This is a genomic window from Streptomyces sp. HUAS MS02, assembly GCF_055702265.1.
Genome location: NZ_CM146747.1, coordinates 3,071,783 through 3,089,395, shown reverse-complemented (window position 1 = coordinate 3,089,395; position 17,613 = coordinate 3,071,783). Strand labels below are relative to the sequence as shown.

Below are 17,613 nucleotides of genomic sequence, written 5' to 3'. Positions count from 1 at the left end.
GGACCACTGCCCACCGGCACTGGGAGGGTCGGGAGCCGTACCGGGGGGACGGCCAGATTTGACGAGTTGACGGATCGTCACCCGGGCTAATGGGTACACGAGTCAGGAATGCGAGCACCGGTGCAGAAGACGCGGCCTCGGCGCGCAGGCAAGCAGGCAGCTTCGAAGGCCTCCGCGGCCTCCCCGAACCAGCAGGGGACGGCTCAGGCAGGGGCCCCCGCCGTCGGCACCGGGCGGAAGGCGCACGTACGCAACCGGCTCATCGTCGCCGTGGCCGTCGTGGCCGCCGCCATAGCGGGCGCCGGAGCCCCCTCCATCCTCGCCGCCTCGGAACAACTGCACGACACCCAGAGCCTGGTCACGCTCGCCGAGCAGACCCAGGAGGCGCTCACCCTCGCGCACGCGCTCGCCGACGAGCGGGACGAGGTCACCGCGTACATCGCCGCCGGGCGCCCCAAGTCGGCCGCGCCCAGCAAGCAGCGCAGCGACCGCGTCGACACCCAGGCCGAGGAACTGAGCGCCGACACCGACACCTCCGCCGCTCTGCGGGAGGACATCGAGTCCATCTCCGGCGTACGGGAAGCGGCCCTCTCCGGCAAGAGCACCGCGCTGGAGGCGCACACCGCGTACAGCGCCGTCGTCTCGGAACTCCACGCCCTCGCCGAGGAACTGGCCGCCGAACTGCCGCCGCGTGCCGGTGGCGGCGCCTACGCCCTCGCCGAACTCGACACCGCCGTCCAGCAGGCCGCCGCCGCCCGGGGGCTGCTCGTCGCCGCGCTCAGCGTCCCGACGACCACCCGGACGGTCATCGACCCCACCACCGGGCTGCCCACCGTCACGACCGGTGCCTCGGCCGCCGACGCCAAGCAGCGCGACGCCCTCACCGCCGTCGCCCAGCAGGCCCGCGTCCGCTCCGACGCCGCTCTCGCCCACTTCCGCGAGACCGCGCCCGCCGCCGGCCGCTCCTCCTACGACGCCACGGTCACCGGCCCCGAGGCCGACACCGCCGACAAGTACCTCGCGGACCTCACGGACCAGCCCACGCTCTCCGAGGGCGAGGCCGGCACCAGCGCCGAGAAGGTCGGCGCGGCCCTGTCCGCCCGCGTGGACCTGATGCGCGGCGCCGAGTCCTCCCTCTACGACCGGCGCACCAAGGATCTCGCCCAGCTGCGCGACGAGGACGTCACCGCGCTGGAGATCCGCGTCGCCGTCCTCGGTGCCCTGATGCTGCTGGCCGTCGGTGTCGCCACCGGCATGGCCCGCTCGCTCACCCGTCCGCTCGCGGTGCTGCGGATCGGCTCCGCCCGGGTCGCCGGCGACCCGGCGAACCAGGAACCGGTCAAGTTCACCGGTCGCAACGACGAGTTCGCGCAGGTCGTGCGCTCGGTCAACGCGCTCCACGCGCACGCCCTCGCCCTGCACGAGCGGCTCGCGCCCCTGGAGGGCGACCGCAAGCACCTCATCGGCCAGCGCCAGACCATGGCCGACGACCGCGACCGGCTGCGCGCCGAACTCGCCGAGGCGACGGCGCACCTGACGAAGGTCCAGCACAGCGTCCACGCCACCTTCGTCAACCTCGCGCTGCGCACCCTCGGCCTCGTCGAGCGGCAGCTCGCCGTCATCGAGTCCATGGAGGAGCGCGAGCAGGACCCGGACCGGCTCGCCACCCTCTTCAAGCTCGACCACTTCGCGACCGTCATGCGCCGCCACAGCGAGAACCTCCTCGTCCTGGCCGGCCACGAGCACGTCCAGCACCACGCGGGACCCGTCCCGCTCGTCGACGTCGTCCGCGCCGCGGTCAGCGAGATCGAGCGCTACGAACGCGTCCGCATCGCAGCGCTGCCGCCGGGCGCGCACGTCGCCGGGTTCGCCGCCGACGACCTCAGCCACCTCCTCGCCGAACTCCTGGAGAACGGCACGTCGTTCTCGCCGCCGGAGATGTCCGTCGAGGTCACCGGCTGGCTGATGGAGAACGGAGAGATCACCCTCTCCGTCCAGGACGGCGGCATCGGCGTCGCCCCCGACCGGCTCGCCCGGCTCAACTCACGCCTCACCGACTTCGACCCCGAGGCGCCCTACGAGCAGGAGGACGGCGAGGGCCTCGGCCTCGGCCTGTACGTCGTGGCCCGCCTCGCGCACCGGCTCGGCACCCCCGTCCGGCTCCAGCCGCACGGCTCGGGCGGCACCGCCGCGGTCGTCGTCCTGCCCAAGGCGCTGCTGGCCCCCACGCCCGCCGTGCCCGTGGGGACCCCGGCCTCCGTCACGCCCCAGTTCACGCTGCCGGGCGCCGTGGCCGAGGCCAACTCGAACGTCCTGCCCGGCCGATCCGTCGCCGTACGTGAGCCCGAGGGCGACGGCGACCCCCTCATCGAGGCGGCCGAGCGGGCACTTCAGGCGAGGGGGGCCGTGGGGACGGCCGCCGACGCCGCAGAGGCCGCAGGGAGCGTCGTACCGGAAGACGACGCACCCGAGGCCGCACCCGGCCCCGACACCGAGGCCGAACCCGGCCCTGACACCGAGGCCGGGACCGGACCCGCGTCCGGGGCCGTGTCCGTGTCCGAGACGACGATGGAGCTCTTCGCTCCGGTGGCCCCGGGGAAGGGCGCCGACGAGGAGAGCGACGAGACCTTCGCCGACCACGACACCGACGCCGGCGCCGAAGGGGACGATCCGTACACGGGCGAACCCGACACCCATGAGCGTGCCGCCGACGAGGGGAACACGGCGCGCGCGACCGAGGTGTCACGGGCCGGGACGGAGGGACCGCGGGGGGAACCGACCCCGCGCCTCACCGACAAGGGCCTGCCCAAGCGCACGCCCAGGATCACCGCGCCGGCGCCCACGACGCCCCGGCCGCGGGTCGGCGGCGTGAACGCCGAGGAGCTGCGCCGGCGGCTCGGCGGGTTCCACCAGGGGGCCAGGGAGGGGCGGCGCGACGTCGAGGCCGAGATCGCCGAGCAGTCGGGCGAGACACGGATGCCCGTGCCCCATGAGTACCGGACAGAGGCAGTTGACACCACGGGGGGCACTTCCGAGGAGGAAAGCAGTTGACCGCGCCCATTACCTTCGGACTGAGCAGTGAAGCCCGCAACCTGCACTGGCTCCTGACCAACCTGGTGGAGGAGGTGCCGGGGCTGCTGTCGGTCGCGGTGGTCTCCTCCGACGGCCTGCTGCTGCTCTCCTCCGACCCCGGCAGGAACGCCGCGGCCCGCGAGGCACGGGAAGTGCGGCCGCAGGGCCCCCGGGGCTCCGCCGCCGACCTGGCCACCATCGTCTCCGGCATCGGCAGCCTCACCATCGGCGCCGCCAAGCTGATGGAGTTCGGCGGGGTCAAGCAGACGATGGTCGCGATGGACGAGGGCAACCTCTTCGTGATGTCGATCAGCGACGGCTCGCTGCTCGGGGTGCACGGCTCCCCGGACTGCGACATGAGCGTGGTGGCGTACCACATGGCGCTCTTCGTCGGTCGCGCCGGCCATGTCCTCACCCCGGAACTCCGCAGCGAGCTGCGCAAGTCCCTGGAGGCCGAGTCCCACAGGGAGACCGAGGCGGCCGGGAGCCGTCGATGAACGGCCCCAGGCAGAACAGGGCGCGGGCCCACGAGCCCGGCCGGGCGAAGCGGCCGCCCGCGACCAAGGGCGCGACGGGCACCAGGAGCACCAGGGGTGCCAAGAAGCTTCCCGTGCGCGGCGGCGACCGCAAACCTGCCCGCGTACGCCCCTATTCGCTCACCGGCGGCCGCACCCGCTTCGGCCACGTCCTGCACGTGGAGACCTTCGTCGCCGTACTCGAAGCCCCGGCGGAACGGCCGCAGTTGGCGAATGGTTCACTCAACACCAAGGTGATGCCCGAGATGCGGGCCATCGTCGAACTCTGCCGCCGTATGCGGACGGTGGCGGAGATCGCCGCGCTGCTGAAGATGCCGCTCGGCGTGGTCCGCGTCCTCCTCAGCGATCTCGCGGACCAGGGAAAGATCCGTGTGTACGGAACAGGTCACGGACCGGGACAGCCGGACCGCGCTCTGCTGGAAAGGGTGCTGAGTGGACTCCGCCGTCTCTGACGCCGCCTCGGCCGGCGTCAACCCCGACGCCTCGGCCGGCGTCACCCCGGGCGTCGGCGACGCCCCCCGCGTCGAGCTGGACGCGGACGCTCCTCGTGTCGACGCGGACGCCGTGCGTGCCGAGCCCGGTACGCACGGCGTCGACACCGGCACCGGCACCGGCACGGCCCCGCCCGGGGGTTACGCCCGGGCGGCCTCCCGCGGTCTCGACCGGCTCGCCGAGGCGCGGGCCGGCGCCGGGGACGGCGCGGCCGGGCCCGCCGCGGAGCCCGAGGAAGAGCTGAAACCCTGGCAGTCCGACCTGAGCCGGGCCCCCATCGCCACGAAGATCGTGGTGGCGGGCGGCTTCGGTGTCGGCAAGACCACCTTCGTCGGCGCGGTCTCCGAGATCACCCCGCTGCGCACCGAGGCGCTGATGACCGCGGCCAGCGTCGGCACGGACGACCTCTCCGCGACGCCGGACAAGCTCACCACCACCGTGGCCATGGACTACGGCCGCATCACCCTCGACGACGACCTCGTCCTCTACCTGTTCGGCACGCCCGGACAGGAGCGGTTCTGGTTCATGTGGGACGACATGGTGCGCGGCGCGATCGGCGCGGTCGTCCTCGCCGACACCCGCCGCCTCGGCGACTGCTTCCCCGCGCTCGACTACTTCGAGAGCTGCGGACTGCCGTACATCGTCGCGGTCAACGCCTTCGACGGCAGTGTGCGCTACGAGCCCGAGGACGTCCGGGACGCGCTGACCGTCCCCGACCATGTACCTGTCATGATCATGGACGCGCGCAAGCGGGCCTCCGCGATGGAGACCCTGCTGGCGCTCTGCGCCCACGCGATATCCCTCAGCCCCGAGTAGCCCCGAGTAGTCCCGAGCGGGACACCACGGGACGCCACGGACGAACCAGGAGACCTGTCCGGATGCGGAAGATTCTCGTCGTCGGAGCCGGCCAGTCCGGGCTGCAACTGGCCCTCGGACTCCAGTCGCACGGGTACGAGGTCACACTGATGTCCAATCGCACCCCGGACGAGATACGCGCCGGCCGCATCATGTCCACCCAGTGCATGTTCGACTCGGCCCTGCGCCACGAGCGTGAGCTGGACCTCGACTTCTGGGATTCCCAGGCGCCGAGGATCGAGGGCGTCGGAGTCTCCGTCGCGGGCCCGGACGGACGGCGCGACGTCGACTGGGTCGGCCGGCTGCGGGGGTACGCGCAGGCCGTGGACCAGCGGGTGAAGATGGCCGGCTGGTTGGAGACGTTCTCCCGGCGCGGCGGTCAACTGGTCGTCCACGGCGCGGCGGTCTCCGACCTGGACTACTTCTCCCGGATGTACGACCTCGTGCTCGTCACCGCGGGCAAGGGCGAACTGGTGCGGATGTTCCGCCGCGACGCCGCCCGCTCGCCCTACACCGAACCGCAGCGCGCGCTCGCAGCGGTGTACGTGCACGGACTGGGCCCGCGCCCCGAGCACCCGGAGTTCGACGCGGCCCGCTGCAACCTGGTGCCCGGCGTCGGCGAACTCATCGTGCAGCCCGTCCTCACCACCTCCGGGCGCGCCGACGCCCTCTTCTGGCTGGGGCTGCCCGGCGGGCCGGTCGATGCCTTCGAGGGCGTCCGGGACGCGGAGGGGCAGCTCGCGCTGACCCTGGAGCTGATGAAGCGCTACACGCCCTGGGAGTACGCGCGGGCCACGGGCGCCGAGGTGACGGACCCGGGTGCGGCGCTGACCGGCCGCTACACACCGGTGGTACGGCACCCCGTGGGAGAGCTCCCGAGCGGCGGGCTGGTGCTGGGCGCCGGGGACGTCGTCGTGGCCAACGACCCGCTCACCGGACAGGGGGCGAACTCGGCGGCCAAGTGCGCGGCCGTGTACCTCTCGGCGATCCTCGACCACGGGGACGGCGAGTTCGACGAGGTCTGGATGCGGCGGACGTTCGAGCGGTTCTGGCAGATCGCGGGGCCGGCCACCAAGTGGACCAACACGATGCTGGCTCCGCCGACCGAGCACGCGCGGGAGCTGGTCGAGGCGGCGGAGGGGCTGCCGGTGGTGGCGGATCGATTCGCCAACGGGTTTGACGATCCGGCGGATTTCGAGGGGTACTTCTACGAGGCGGAGAAGACGCGGGCGTATCTCTCTGAGGTGGCCGGGGGGTAGGGAGCCGGGGGCGGGTGAGCGGGTGGGCGCCGTCGGGGTGCGTCTCGGCTGCCGGGTGCGGGTCCGGTGGGGCTTCTCGCGCAGTTCCCCGCGCGCCTAGGGGGACGGGGGCTCCGGGAGGTCGCGGTCGGGGGTGTGCTCCGACTTCCTGAGTTCGGCCAGTTGGGTCGGGGTGAGGGAGGCCAGGAGTTCCGCGATCTCGGCCAGGCGGTCGGACGCGGTGTCGTGTTCCCTTCTGTGCTGTTCGGCGAGGGTGAGCTGGCGGTCCAGGGCCACGCGGGCCCTGCGGGCCAGGGCGTCGGTGTCCTGTTCGCTGCCGACCAGACGCTCGATCGTCTCCGCCCGCTCCTGCGCCATCTGTCCGATCACATGGCCCTGCTCCAGGGCCCGGTACGGGTCCCGCGTCATCAGCAGCCGTACGTAGGGGGAGAGCGCCGTGCTGCTGCTCTGGTACTGCTGCCGGGCCAGCCGGCCCGCCGCGCCCCGGCTGTCGTGCAGGGAGAGGCGTGCCACCGCGAGCCGATGGTCGAGCCTCGCCACCTCGGCCCGCTGCCTCCTCAGCTCCTGGCCGGTCCTGCCGTACGCCTCGGCGGCCTTCTCGGCCTCGCGGTGGAGCCGTTGGAGGTCGGTGAGGAGATCGGCGACCGAGCGGTCCCCGGCGGAGGGGGACTCGGCGGCAGTGCCGGTGGGGGTCTCGGCGGCGCGGGGTTCCTGTGTGGCCGCGGCGGGTCCGGGGGCCGTGGTGAGGAGGGCGCCGGCCGTGAGGGCCGTGACCGTCGCCGAACCGACCAGGCGCAGCAGCCTTGCTGACACGTCATCACCTCCGGTGCTCAGGTGGGCCGTCCACCTCGCACCGGCAGGATCGGAGGAGGGGGAGGCGGGCGCGCGCCGGGTGGACCGTTCGGTGCCGGGGTGTCACTCGTCGGTGGGGCGCGGCCGCGCGGGCGGCGTGGCGGATTGCCCGTCCGGGGTGTCGGGGGCGCCGGGGCCCGGCCGGGTGTCCGGCTTGGACCAGGGCCACTTCAGGCGGCGGCTGGGGTCCGCGTCCGGTGCGTACTCGTACTTCCACAGCTGGTGCAGGAAGCGGCCGCGGCCGGCGTCGACCCGGCGGTAGACCAGGACCGTCGGCGGGCCACCGGCGGTGTCGGGCACCGGGACCCGGTACGTCTTCGGGGGGTGCCCGGTGATGCCGAGCAGCACGGGCAGGACGCGCCCGTCGAGGGGGCCGCCCACGAAAGGGGTGTCTTGGCTCTTCACCGGACCAGTGTCACAGGATCGGTGTCACAGCAGGTGCCCGGCGTCGCCGACCACAGGCAGGATGCGGCGGGCCAGGGTCCCGACGGCGCCCTCGGGGGTCTCGACGGTCAGGGCGTGCCGGACGACGGCGGCGGTCTGCGGGTCGCGGCCGGCGGTGGCGGCGAGACAGGCGACGAACTGCTCGACGAGCCAGTCCCGCAGTTCGCCGACGTCGGGCTGTTTGCCCTCGTCGAGCCAGATGAGGGAGGCGGCCTCCACGGAGGTGATCCACATCCGGACGGTCATCCGCAGCCGCAGGCCGGGCTCGGCCACCTCCAGGTGCCGCAGGATGTGGTCGGCGGCGGCCCGCCGGACCCCGTCCACGATGGCCGTCGCCCGGGAGGTCTCCACGACGCTGCCGCCCTGGAGGAGGGCGCTGAAGCCGGTGTCGTGCGTGTCCACGAAGTCCAGATACCGGTCGAGGGCGCGGGCCAGGCGGCTGGTGAGGGGGCCCTCGGCGGGCTCGTCGAAGCAGTGCTCCAGCTCCTCGGCGGCCGTGCGCAGGGCCGCCTCGTAGAGCTGCTGCTTGCCGCCGGGGAAGTAGCGGTAGACGAGGGGGCGTGAGACGCCGGCCGCCTCCGCGACGTCGTCGAGGGAGACGTCCTCGGGCGCGTGGTGCGCGAAGAGCTCCAGGGCCGCGTCCAGCAACTGGCTGCGCCGCTCCTCGACACTGAGCCGACGGTATGCGCGGGAGGGGGCCTCGGACGTCATACCCGCAGGGTAGTCGGGGGTGGGTGGCGACCGCCGGGATCGCGTCAGGGGGTGGGGATGCGGGTTTCGTGGGCGGCTGCGGGTGCGTGGGGGCTTCTCGCGCAGTTCCCCGCGCCCCTGAAAAGCCGGGGCTGCGCCCCGTGCTCTTCATCCGCGTCCCGCTGCCCCCGCCGTCTTCCAGGCCCGCGGGGAACTGCGCGAGAAGCCCCACCGGGCCCGCAGCCGCCGAAGAACACGAACCCCCGAGCCCCCAGGCGCGCCGACCTCCCAACCCCGCGCTCCCAGGCGCACCGACCTCCCAACCCCCCGCTCCCAGATCGCCCCAAGCACCTACTCCAGCAGCCCCGACGACCTCCACATCCGCCGCCCCACGCCCCGCAGCACCCCGATGTCGTCCAGAAAGTCCGTCAACCGCTTCGCCCCGGTCTGCATGACCTCCCGCCGGTGCCCGCTCGCCCGGACCTGGGCGACAGCCGCCCGCTGGTCGAGGCCGACGTTCGAGTAGACCTCGGGGTTCACGAACGCCACCGAGAAGACGCGGGCGAACTCGCCGGACGTGACGCGGGTGAAGCTCCGGGACATCCGCGGGGCCGTCACCATCTGGCGGCGCAGCTCCTCACGGGCGTAGCGCACGTGCCGCGCCTCCTCGACCACATGGATCCGGGTGACACCCCGGATCAGCGGCTGGACCCGCTCGTCGGGGAAGGTCAGCCGCTGCATCCAGTCGAGGATCTCCTCGCCGAGCAGGGTCGCCGTGAAGGACCCCGGTGTCGTCGAGATCGTCTTGAAGACGCGGCCCAGGTTCTGGTGCAGCCTGCTCACCGGGTAGTACGGGGTGCCGCCCTTGCTGATCAGCCGGGCGAACATCTTCGAGTGCCGGCACTCGTCCTCGATCTCGGTGAGCGCGTAGCGCACATGCGCGCTGGTCGCCGCCCGGTCGTAGATGTGCCGGACGAGCAGCTGCATGAGGATGATCTCGAACCAGATGCCGAGGGAGGCCAGCGCCGCCGCCTCGTGCTGGGACAGCGCGATGCGCTGCTCCTCCGACATCCTGCGCCACATCGGCGTCCCGTACAGGGACACCAGCTCCGGCGGCCAGAACCACTTCCCCTCCTCGAAGGGGGCGTCCCAGTCCAGCTCCTTGTCCGGGTCGAAGGAGTGCTTCGCGGAGGAGACGAGCAGCCGTTCGGCCACCTGTTCCCGGTCCTTGAGGAGCCCGAGCGCGTCGCGCAGCACCTCCGCCTCCGACTCGGGGTTCGTCGAACTCAGCGAGGTCACCGTAGTCATGGCTGTCGCAGCTCCTCGTGCGGACGTTCAGGGAGTTACCAGCGGTCACCGCTTATGAGACTACTTGTCAGCAAGGCCGTCAATCCTTTGTGCGGGACTTGTGCAGTAACGTGCTGGCGTGTCCATGCCTCCATCGCCCCAGCCGCCGTACGGTCAGCAGCCGCCGCCCCAGGGGCCGTACGGTCAGCAGCCGTACCCGCCGCAACAGCCGCAACAGCCGCCTCAGCCGTACGGTCAGCACCCGCACGTGCCCCAGCAGTACCCACCGCAGCAGTACCCGCCGCAGCCCCAGCCGTACGGCGCGCCCCAGCCTGCCGGGTGGCAGCCCACGCCGCCGCCGAAGAGCCGCACGGGACTCGTCCTCGGGATCGTCGGCGGGGTCGCGGGCCTCGTGGTGCTCGGGGCCGTGGGGCTGTGGGTCGTCGGGACGCAGAGCACCAGCGGTTTCCCGGAGGCCGAGTACAAGCTGGCCCTGCCCGAGACCGTCCTCGACGGTGAGTACGAGCTGGTCCAGGACCTCTCCGACAGCGAGGGGCGGAAGGTAGAGGACGAGGCGGAGGGCGCCTGGGACGCCCGTGACGTCACGGCCGCCGTAGCGCAGTACGCGCCCCAGAAGAGCGGGGCCGAGGGTGCGCTGATCGTCTCGGGCATGTACGGCCGGTTCAAGAACACCGACGCCGCCCGCGACAACATGCTGAAGGGCGCGGCCGGCGTCAGCTCGATCGAGGTGGTCGTGCCGCCCAAGGACTACACCCCGGGCGACGACGGCCTCACCATCAGCTGCCAGGTCGTCACCCAGAACCAGGCCGGCACCGAGATCACCTACCCGATGTGCGCCTGGGCCGACGGCAACACCGGGGCGTCCGTCGCCGAGCTCAGCGTCGAGAGCGTCGGGCAGGACGCCTCGGAGGTCGACGTGGAGGCCTTCGCGGAGCGCACGCTCCAGGTCCGCTCCGAACTCCGGCAGCCGATCAGCTGAGCACCGCGTCCGGCTGCGCCGGCTCCGCCGGTCCTGCCGGCTCCGCCGGTCCCGCCGGGAACGACGTGCGCAGGGTGAACGCGTACGGCGTCGGGCCGTGGGCGCGCAGGTGGACGATCCGTTCCTCCGCCTCGGCAACGGTGGGGTGGTGACCGGCCGGCACCCACCACAGGGCGGTCGCCGCCTCGCTCAGCCGCTCGAACCACTCCCGCCTGCGGGCCAGCAGCTCCCGGTGCTGTCCCTGGTACATGAAGGCGGTCAGAGCGTCGGTGTCCCGCCACACCGACATGTTGATGATCAGCCACTCGTCGCCCAGGACCGGGATGTCGGTGGCGTTGCCGGAGTCGCTCTGCAGGCGCCAGACGAAGCCGGGGGAGCGGTCCGCGACCGCGTTCACCGGGTCGAGGGCGTCGACGAAGTCCTTCAATTGAGGCGAGTCCAGCGGGGCTTGGAGGCGGGCGATGTTCACCTGGGCGAGTTCGTACGCGGCGGTCGTCATGGGCGAACGGTAGGCCGGGGCGGGGCCGGGGTCACACGGCTTATCTCGGATGGTGGGAAGGGCGCGTACCGTGCCCGCCGGTGGGGCTTCTCGCGCCCACGCGACGGAGCCGCACATCGAAACGGCCCCGCGCCCCCGCGCCCCCTACGGGGCGTCGGAAGCCTTGAGCACCGCCCGCATCACCTCCCTCGCGATCGGTGCCGCGTCGCCGCCCCCGCTGATGTCGCCCCGTACCGCCTCCGCGTCCTCCACCACCACCGCCACGGCCACCTCGGGTTCGACCGCGTCGTCGGACTGGGCCCAGCCGATGAACCAGGCGAAGGGGGTGCCGGAGTTGCCGAGGCCGTGCTGGGCGGTGCCGGTCTTGCCGCCGACGGTGGCGTGACGGAGGGTGGCGTTGGCGCCGGTGCCGTCCTTGACGACGCCGCGCATGAGGTCGCGCAGCCGCCGCGCGGTGGTGGGGTTCATGGCCTGGCGGAGCGGGTGCGTGCCCGAGCCGGCGACCGTGCGGCCGCTCGCCGTGGTGGTGCGTTCGACGAGGTACGGCGCCCGCACCGAGCCCCCGTTGGCGACGGCCGCCGTGACGAGCGCCATCTGCAGGGGCGTGGCCCGGGTGTCGTACTGGCCGATGGAGGAGAGGGCGAGCTGGGCCCGGTCCATCTCGGTGTCGAAGCTGCTGGGGGCGACCGAGAAGGGGATCCGCAGCCCGGGGTCGTTGAAGCCGAAGGCGCGGGCCGTGTCCGTCATGGCGCCGAGGCCGACGTCCACGCCCAGCTTCGCGAAGACCGTGTTGCAGGACCACTCGAAGGCATAGCGCAGCGAGGCGTTCGCGCAGCCCTCGACCTCGTTGGCGAGGGAGGTCGTGGTGCCCGGCAGGGTGTACGGGTCGGGGGAGCGGGTCGGGGCGTCGAGGTCCGTGACCACCCCGGAGTCCAGCGCGGCGGCGGCCGTCACCACCTTGAAGGTCGAGCCCGGCGGATAGGTCTGCCGCACCGCCCGGTTGAGCATCGGTCTGCTCGCGTCCCCGTTCAGCCGTGCCCACGCCTCGGCCGCCTCGGGGCCGTTGCCGGACAGCAGTCCGGGGTCGTAGGACGGCCGGGACACCAGCGCCAGGACGCGCCCGGTGGCCGGTTCGAGTGCGGCGACCGCGCCCCGGCGGGTGCCGAGACCCAGGTACGCCGCCCGCTGGGCCGCCTCCTGGATCGTGGTGACCACGGTGCCGCCGGCGTTCCGGTCGCGGGTGATGTCGTTCCACAGCGGGAGGAAGGACAGCAGCGGGTCGCTGCCGTCGAGGACGGAGTCCTGCGCGTGCTCCAGGAACGTCGTTCCGTACACCTGCGAGGCGAAGCCGGTGACCGGCGCGTACAACGGGCCGTCCCGGTACGTCCGTTCGTAGCGGAGCTGCTCCCCGGTGTCCGTCGAGCCGGTGACCGGGCGTCCCCCGACCAGGATGTCCCCGCGCGGCTGCCCCCAACGGGCGATCTCGGCGCGGCGGTTGGCGGGATTGTCGTCGTAGGCCCGGGACTGCAGGACCTGCACGCGGGTGGCGTTGACGAGGAGGGCGAGCAGCAGCAGGGCGCACAGGGCGGCGGCCCGGCGGATGTACGGCGTCATGCGCTGCGGCCCTCCCGCAGGCCGTCCCGGCCCTCCGGTTCCCCGAGCGGGTCCCCCGACGGTGGCCCGGGGGCGTACTGCCGTCGGGAGGAGTCGCTGAGCCGGATCAGCAGGGCCACGATGACCCAGTTGGTGACGACCGACGAGCCGCCCTGGGCGAGGAAGGGCATCGCCATGCCGGTGAGCGGGATGAGGCCGGTGACGCCGCCGGCGATGACGAAGACCTGGAGGGCGATGATCGAGGCGAGGCCGGTGGCCAGGAGCCGGCCGAAGGCGTCGCGCAGGGCGAGACCGGCCCGGAAGCCGCGCTCCACCAGCAGGGCGTAGAGCAGGAAGATCGCGGAGAGTCCGGCGAGGCCCAGCTCCTCGCCCGCCGTGGCCAGGATGAAGTCGGACTTGGCGGCGAAGCCGATGAGGATGGAGTGGCCGAGACCGAGCCCGGTGCCGAGCAGCCCGCCGGCGGCGAACGCGAAGAGGGACTGGGCGAGTTGGTTGGCACCCTGGCCCGCCTCGATCGAGGCGAACGGGTGGAGCCAGTCCTCGACGCGGCTGTGGACGTGCGGTTCCAGCCAGCCGACGGCGACGGCGCCCACGCACGCCAGCAGCAGCCCCACCGCGATCCAGCCGGTGCGGCCCGTGGCGACGTACAGCATGATCACGAACAGGCCGAAGAACAGCAGGGAGGTGCCCAGGTCCCGTTCCAGGACCAGGACGCCGACGCTCAGCAGCCAGATGGTGACGATCGGGCCGAGGACCCGCCCGGTGGGCAGTTGGAGGCGTCTGAACCGCCAGATCTGACGTCCGGCGTACGCCAGCGCGTTGCGGTTCGCCGCGAGATAGCTGGCGAAGAACAGCGCGAGCAGCACCTTCGCGAACTCGCTCGGCTGGAGGGAGAACCCGGCGATCCGTACCCAGATCCGGGCCCCGTTGACCGGTGGGAAGAGGATCGGCAGTGCCAGCAGCACGAGCGCCGCCACCACCGAGACGTACGCGTACCGCTGGAGCACCCGGTGGTCGCGCAGCAGCGCCACCACCGCGATGAACAGCGCGACGCCGAGCGTCGACCAGTTCAGCTGCGCGGGCGCCGCCTGGTCGGCCGGTGTCTCCAGGTCGAGCCGGTGGATCAGCACCAGCCCCAGGCCGTTGAGGAGCACCGCGATCGGCAGCAGCAGCGGATCGGCGTACGGCGCCCGCAGCCGGACCACCAGATGGGCCAGCAGCGCGAGCACGCCGAGCCCGGCGCCGTAGTCGGCGGCGCCGGGCGGGACGGTTCCGTATCTGGCCAGACCCACAGCGCAGTAGCCGTACACGGAGAGCAGGACGGCCACGACGGTGAGGGTGAACTCGACGCCCCGGCGCCGGAGCAGGCGTACGGCGGGCGGCGGGGACGGATCGGAGGGATCCGCCGCCAGGGTCGTTCCGGCCTTGGTGGTCATGCCCGGAACTTACCCAAATGGAATGCTTTGTGCGCCTTGTTCTGCCTGTGTGCCTTGTTGTGCCTTGTTGCTCAGGCGTCACACCAGAGGGGCGCCTTGAAGGGGGCGATGTAGCGGGCCGAGCCCCAGGCCCAGGTCCCGTCGACGAGCAGGTACCACTGCCGGTTGCCGTCCACGCTCTGGCCCTCGGTCCGGCAGTAGATCTTGACGATCTCGCCGTAGCGCGCGACCCGGATGACCGAACCTCCTCGGGTCGGCGCGCTGCGCAGGATCAGGCCGGACGGGGCGACGACCTCGCCGTCGACGATCTGCTTGCTCTTCCGGGGGTCCTCCTGTTCGGCACCGGCGGCGGGAGTCGTGGCGGCGAACGCGAGGAGAGCGCCACCGGCAGCGGCTATACCGAACCGCATGAGCAGAATCCGCAGGGACATCTGATGTTCCTCCAGGGAAAAAGGGGGCGAGGCTGACTATTCGCCACGTTAGGAGGAGGGCGGAGGGGGCGCCTTTCTCGATGGGCCATCAGGGCAGCGCCGCTTTTTTCAGGGATGCGGGGAACTGCGCGATCAACCCCCACCGACCCGCAGTCGCAGAACGGCCAACGCGCCCCCGTCCGAAGCGTTCTCGAATCCCAACCGCGCTCCCAACACCTCCGCCTGCCCCACGGCGATGGTCAGACCCAGACCGTGTCCCTTGGCGGAACCCTCGGTACGAAACCTCTGCGGTCCCTCGGTCAGCAGATAGTCAGGGAACCCGTTCCCGTGGTCCCGCACGGTCACCACCGGCCCGTCCACGGTCAACACCACCGGAGGCGCCCCGTGTTTGTGGGCGTTGGCCACCAGGTTCCCCACCACCCGCTCCAGCCGCCGCCGGTCCGTCTCCACCCACGCGTCCTCGACGACCCGCACCTCGGTGTCGCCGCTCGCGTGCGCGGCCACCCGCTCGGCCAGCAGTCCGAGCCGGATCGCGTCCAGGTCCAGCCGCTCGCTCCCCGCGTCCAGCCGCGAGATCTCCAGCAGGTCCTCGGTCAGCGTCCGCAACGCGGCGACCCGGTCCCGCACCATCTCCGTCGGCCGTCCCGCCGGCAGCAGCTCCGCCGCCGCGTGCAGCCCGGTCAACGGCGTACGCAGCTCGTGCGCGACGTCCGCCGTGAACCGCTGCTCGCCGAGCAGCTTCCGCTGCAGCGTGGACGCCATGGTGTCGAGCGCGGCGGCCACCGCGGCCACCTCGTCGCGATACCGCGCCGGGTCCGTCGTCCGGGGGTCGCCGACCCGGGCGTCCAGGTCGCCCGCGCTGATCCGCCGGGCCACCTGGGAGGTCGTGCGCAGCCGCCGGGTCACCCCGCCGACGCCCAGCGCGCCGACGACCAGCGTCGCCCCGATCGCCAGCGCCGAGGAGCCCAGGATGGCCCGGTCGAGGTTCTCGATGGTGGCCGCGCTCTGCGCGTAGTCGATCCGCACGGCGAGGGCACGGCCGTCGGCGGGGGCGGCGGCCCACATCGAGGGGACCCCGGAGACGACCCCGACCATCGTGCCGCGCCGCCCGCTCACCGCCAGCTCGCGCAGCTCCCCCGGCATGCCCCGCGGGTCGATCCCGGCATCGGGCGGGAGCCGGTTCCCGGCCTTGTACGCCTGTGCCGCCTCGTCGAGCCGGACCAGGGCCCGGGAACGGGCGTCGCTCACCGTCCGGTTGGTGACGGAGACATGGACGAGGGCGCCGAGCAGAGCGGCCAGCCCGCAGCACATGACCGTGATGAACGCCAGCGCCTTCCAGGTGAGCGAGGAGGTCCAACGGGGCAGGCCGAACCGTTTCCGCCAGGGTCTCGCGGGCCTCGCGGCGCTCACCCCGGCCTCCCCGAGGGCGAAGCGGAGGGCATGTCGGGCGAGGGCGAGGCGGAAGGCGTGCCGGGCGAGGGGGAGGCGGAGGGTGACGCCGACGGGGACCGGGACGGCTTCGCCGCTCCGCCCACGCGCAGGATCTCGTCCCGGGTGAGCAGCATGGCCAGCTGGTCCTCGTCCCAGGTCCACTGCGTGCGGTACTCGTAGCCGACGATGCCCGCCGGGGAGCGGATGATCACGGTTCGGCCGGCCAGCTCGACCGCGAGCACCGCGTCGTCGCTGGCCAGCACCTGCACCAGCCGGTCCGCCTGGAAGGTGTACATCCGCACCGCCGTCTGATTGCCGGGCAGCAGCCGGAAGCCGAGCACCATGTCGTCGCGCCCGTCGCCGGTGAGGTCCCGGTAGTAGGCCCGGAGGACGGGGCACCTGGCGCGGTCGGTCCTCATGCCGACGGTCGCGTCCGGGCCTGCGGTCGTGCCCCTGTCCGCGGTCGTGTCCGGGCCTGCCGTCGTGTCCGTGTCCGTGCCGACGGTCGCGTCCGGGTCGGCCGAAGCCTCGGTGCCGCCCTTTCCGCAGTCGGCCATGCGTGCGGTCGTTCCCCGGTAGATGGCCCCGGACCCTGCGTACACCTCGGGGTGCGCGGCGATCTCCGCGCGGACGACGGCCAGCGGGTCCACCTTGTGGATGTCCTCGCCGGGAGCGCGGACGCCCTTGACCACCTCCGTCTCGGCCTCGCCGTAGTCGTAGGCGGGGGAGGACGCGGGCGGCTCCCCGGGCCACAGCCGGGTCGGGCCGCTCGCGGTGGGCGTCGCGCCCGCGCTCACCAGGCCCCCGGAGTCGCCGCAGCCGCCCACCAGCAGGACGGCGGCCATGGCGGCGAAGGCGCCGACGGCGACGCGCGCGCCGACGGCAGCGCGCGCGGGGCGGCGGCGGGACACGGGACTCCTGGGTGTACGGGGACGGGAAGGGCGGTTGTGGGGGAGGACCGCTGTGGTCCCGTACACCCTAATTCGTGCGGAAGTGCTTTTTCGTGACGGCTCGGTCGTGCCGACCGACGTGCCGACCGCGCTGCCCGGCACGCCGGGCCATGCGGCTCGGCTCGCCGCGCTGCCCGGGCACGTGCCGTCACTCGGCCGGCTCCTCCAGTTCCTCCAGCAGCCGGACCGTCGCCAGCCCCGTGTGCAGGTACTCCACGAACAGCTCGTTGTGCAGTGCCCACGGCGAACGGCGGGTGCGGATCAGCCGGATCGCCTCCTCGGCGGAGTGCCCGTCACGGATCAGCGCGTGCGCCACGACCAGACCGGAGCGGTTGTACCCGCTGTAGCAGCGGACCAGGACCCGCTTGCCGTCCTCCAGCGCATCGCACGCCGCCTGCGCCAGCCGCATCACACCCGCCAACTGCGTACCGTCCAGCGGCCCGTCCGGGATCGGCCACACATGGTGCTCGACACCCTCGTCGGGTCCGTGCCCCGGCAGCCGCAGCAGGGTCAGCACCAGATCGAACTCGTCGCGTACGACCGCGAATTCGACGCCCCTGGTCCCGGCCGGCCCCGCGAACTCGTGCCCGCCCATCCACAGCCCCGGCACGATCTCGCTCCACGGCTCCCGCGGAGCCGGGACATCGGGTTGCTTGCGCGTCCGCAACGGCGCCTCCCCCAGGCCGTGGCCCTCGACGACGGGTCGTCACCCCAAAGGTAGCCGGGTTCTTGCCGATGGAGCACCCCGCCTGTTCCCATGGTCGT

17 protein-coding genes are annotated in these 17,613 nt (G+C 72.8%); 6 read left to right on the top strand and 11 right to left on the bottom strand.

Annotated features, from left to right (window positions below; translation table 11 throughout):
* The first annotated feature begins 108 nt into the window (after positions 1–108).
* The 5 genes from ACZ9QC_RS13000 to ACZ9QC_RS12980 all read left to right on the top strand — a co-directional run bounded on the left by ACZ9QC_RS13000 (position 109) and on the right by ACZ9QC_RS12980 (position 6,214).
* The gene (locus ACZ9QC_RS13000) at positions 109–3,051 is read left to right on the top strand and encodes a sensor histidine kinase (RefSeq protein WP_472920292.1); all 2,943 of its coding nucleotides are present in this window, start codon (positions 109–111) and stop codon (positions 3,049–3,051) included.
* Positions 3,048–3,569: a roadblock/LC7 domain-containing protein gene (locus tag ACZ9QC_RS12995; RefSeq protein ID WP_472920291.1), complete on the top strand. Its 522-nt coding sequence runs from the start codon at positions 3,048–3,050 to the stop codon at positions 3,567–3,569. The genes ACZ9QC_RS13000 and ACZ9QC_RS12995 overlap by 4 nt, the downstream gene beginning before the upstream one ends.
* On the top strand, positions 3,566–4,060 hold the full coding sequence (locus tag ACZ9QC_RS12990) for a DUF742 domain-containing protein (protein WP_251828757.1): 495 nt from the start codon (positions 3,566–3,568) through the stop codon (positions 4,058–4,060). The genes ACZ9QC_RS12995 and ACZ9QC_RS12990 overlap by 4 nt, the downstream gene beginning before the upstream one ends.
* Before the next feature lie 280 nt (positions 4,061–4,340).
* On the top strand, positions 4,341–4,916 hold the full coding sequence (locus ACZ9QC_RS12985) for a GTP-binding protein (protein WP_472921673.1): 576 nt from the start codon (positions 4,341–4,343) through the stop codon (positions 4,914–4,916).
* Between the two features lie 62 nt (positions 4,917–4,978).
* A complete protein-coding gene (locus ACZ9QC_RS12980; protein WP_472920290.1) occupies positions 4,979–6,214 on the top strand; it encodes a styrene monooxygenase/indole monooxygenase family protein in 1,236 nt (411 codons plus the stop codon).
* Between the two features lie 96 nt (positions 6,215–6,310).
* Here ACZ9QC_RS12980 and ACZ9QC_RS12975 read toward each other — a convergent pair whose 3' ends face one another.
* From ACZ9QC_RS12975 to ACZ9QC_RS12960, 4 genes are all read right to left on the bottom strand, one after another.
* Positions 6,311–7,027 carry a hypothetical protein gene (locus tag ACZ9QC_RS12975; protein ID WP_472920289.1) on the bottom strand — a complete coding sequence of 239 codons (717 nt, stop codon included), beginning with the start codon at positions 7,025–7,027 and terminating at the stop codon, positions 6,311–6,313.
* 102 nt (positions 7,028–7,129) lie between these two features.
* Positions 7,130–7,471 (bottom strand): hypothetical protein, encoded by a 342-nt coding sequence (locus tag ACZ9QC_RS12970; RefSeq protein ID WP_472920288.1) that lies wholly within the window; start codon positions 7,469–7,471, stop codon positions 7,130–7,132.
* Positions 7,472–7,495: 24 nt separating this feature from the next.
* The gene (locus tag ACZ9QC_RS12965; RefSeq protein WP_472920287.1) at positions 7,496–8,221 is read right to left on the bottom strand and encodes a TetR/AcrR family transcriptional regulator; all 726 of its coding nucleotides are present in this window, start codon (positions 8,219–8,221) and stop codon (positions 7,496–7,498) included.
* Between the two features lie 330 nt (positions 8,222–8,551).
* Positions 8,552–9,508 carry an AurF N-oxygenase family protein gene (locus ACZ9QC_RS12960; protein ID WP_472920286.1) on the bottom strand — a complete coding sequence of 319 codons (957 nt, stop codon included), beginning with the start codon at positions 9,506–9,508 and terminating at the stop codon, positions 8,552–8,554.
* Positions 9,509–9,632: 124 nt separating this feature from the next.
* Here ACZ9QC_RS12960 and ACZ9QC_RS12955 point away from each other — a divergent pair, with 124 nt between their 5' ends.
* Positions 9,633–10,487, top strand: coding sequence for a hypothetical protein (locus ACZ9QC_RS12955; protein WP_472921672.1), 855 nt, complete (start codon positions 9,633–9,635; stop codon positions 10,485–10,487).
* On the opposite strand, the gene ACZ9QC_RS12950 is transcribed toward ACZ9QC_RS12955, so the two are convergent.
* The 7 genes from ACZ9QC_RS12950 to ACZ9QC_RS12920 all read right to left on the bottom strand — a co-directional run bounded on the left by ACZ9QC_RS12950 (position 10,480) and on the right by ACZ9QC_RS12920 (position 17,515).
* Positions 10,480–10,986, bottom strand: a complete 507-nt coding sequence (locus tag ACZ9QC_RS12950) for a DUF3291 domain-containing protein (RefSeq protein ID WP_472920285.1) — start codon at positions 10,984–10,986, stop codon at positions 10,480–10,482. The genes ACZ9QC_RS12955 and ACZ9QC_RS12950 overlap by 8 nt on opposite strands.
* A gap of 144 nt (positions 10,987–11,130) precedes the next feature.
* Positions 11,131–12,600: a penicillin-binding transpeptidase domain-containing protein gene (locus ACZ9QC_RS12945; RefSeq protein WP_472920284.1), complete on the bottom strand. Its 1,470-nt coding sequence runs from the start codon at positions 12,598–12,600 to the stop codon at positions 11,131–11,133.
* Positions 12,597–14,036: an FtsW/RodA/SpoVE family cell cycle protein gene (locus ACZ9QC_RS12940; RefSeq protein ID WP_472920283.1), complete on the bottom strand. Its 1,440-nt coding sequence runs from the start codon at positions 14,034–14,036 to the stop codon at positions 12,597–12,599. Before ACZ9QC_RS12940 ends, ACZ9QC_RS12945 begins: the two co-directional genes overlap by 4 nt.
* A gap of 71 nt (positions 14,037–14,107) precedes the next feature.
* Positions 14,108–14,467, bottom strand: coding sequence for an SH3 domain-containing protein (locus tag ACZ9QC_RS12935; RefSeq protein WP_472920282.1), 360 nt, complete (start codon positions 14,465–14,467; stop codon positions 14,108–14,110).
* A 132-nt stretch (positions 14,468–14,599) separates the two neighbouring features.
* Entirely contained in the window at positions 14,600–15,877 is a 1,278-nt protein-coding gene (locus ACZ9QC_RS12930; protein ID WP_472920281.1) for an ATP-binding protein, read from the bottom strand.
* The gene (locus ACZ9QC_RS12925) at positions 15,874–16,743 is read right to left on the bottom strand and encodes a hypothetical protein (protein ID WP_472921671.1); all 870 of its coding nucleotides are present in this window, start codon (positions 16,741–16,743) and stop codon (positions 15,874–15,876) included. The genes ACZ9QC_RS12930 and ACZ9QC_RS12925 overlap by 4 nt, the downstream gene beginning before the upstream one ends.
* A gap of 253 nt (positions 16,744–16,996) precedes the next feature.
* On the bottom strand, positions 16,997–17,515 hold the full coding sequence (locus tag ACZ9QC_RS12920; protein WP_472920280.1) for a protein-tyrosine phosphatase family protein: 519 nt from the start codon (positions 17,513–17,515) through the stop codon (positions 16,997–16,999).
* Positions 17,516–17,613 lie beyond the last annotated feature (98 nt).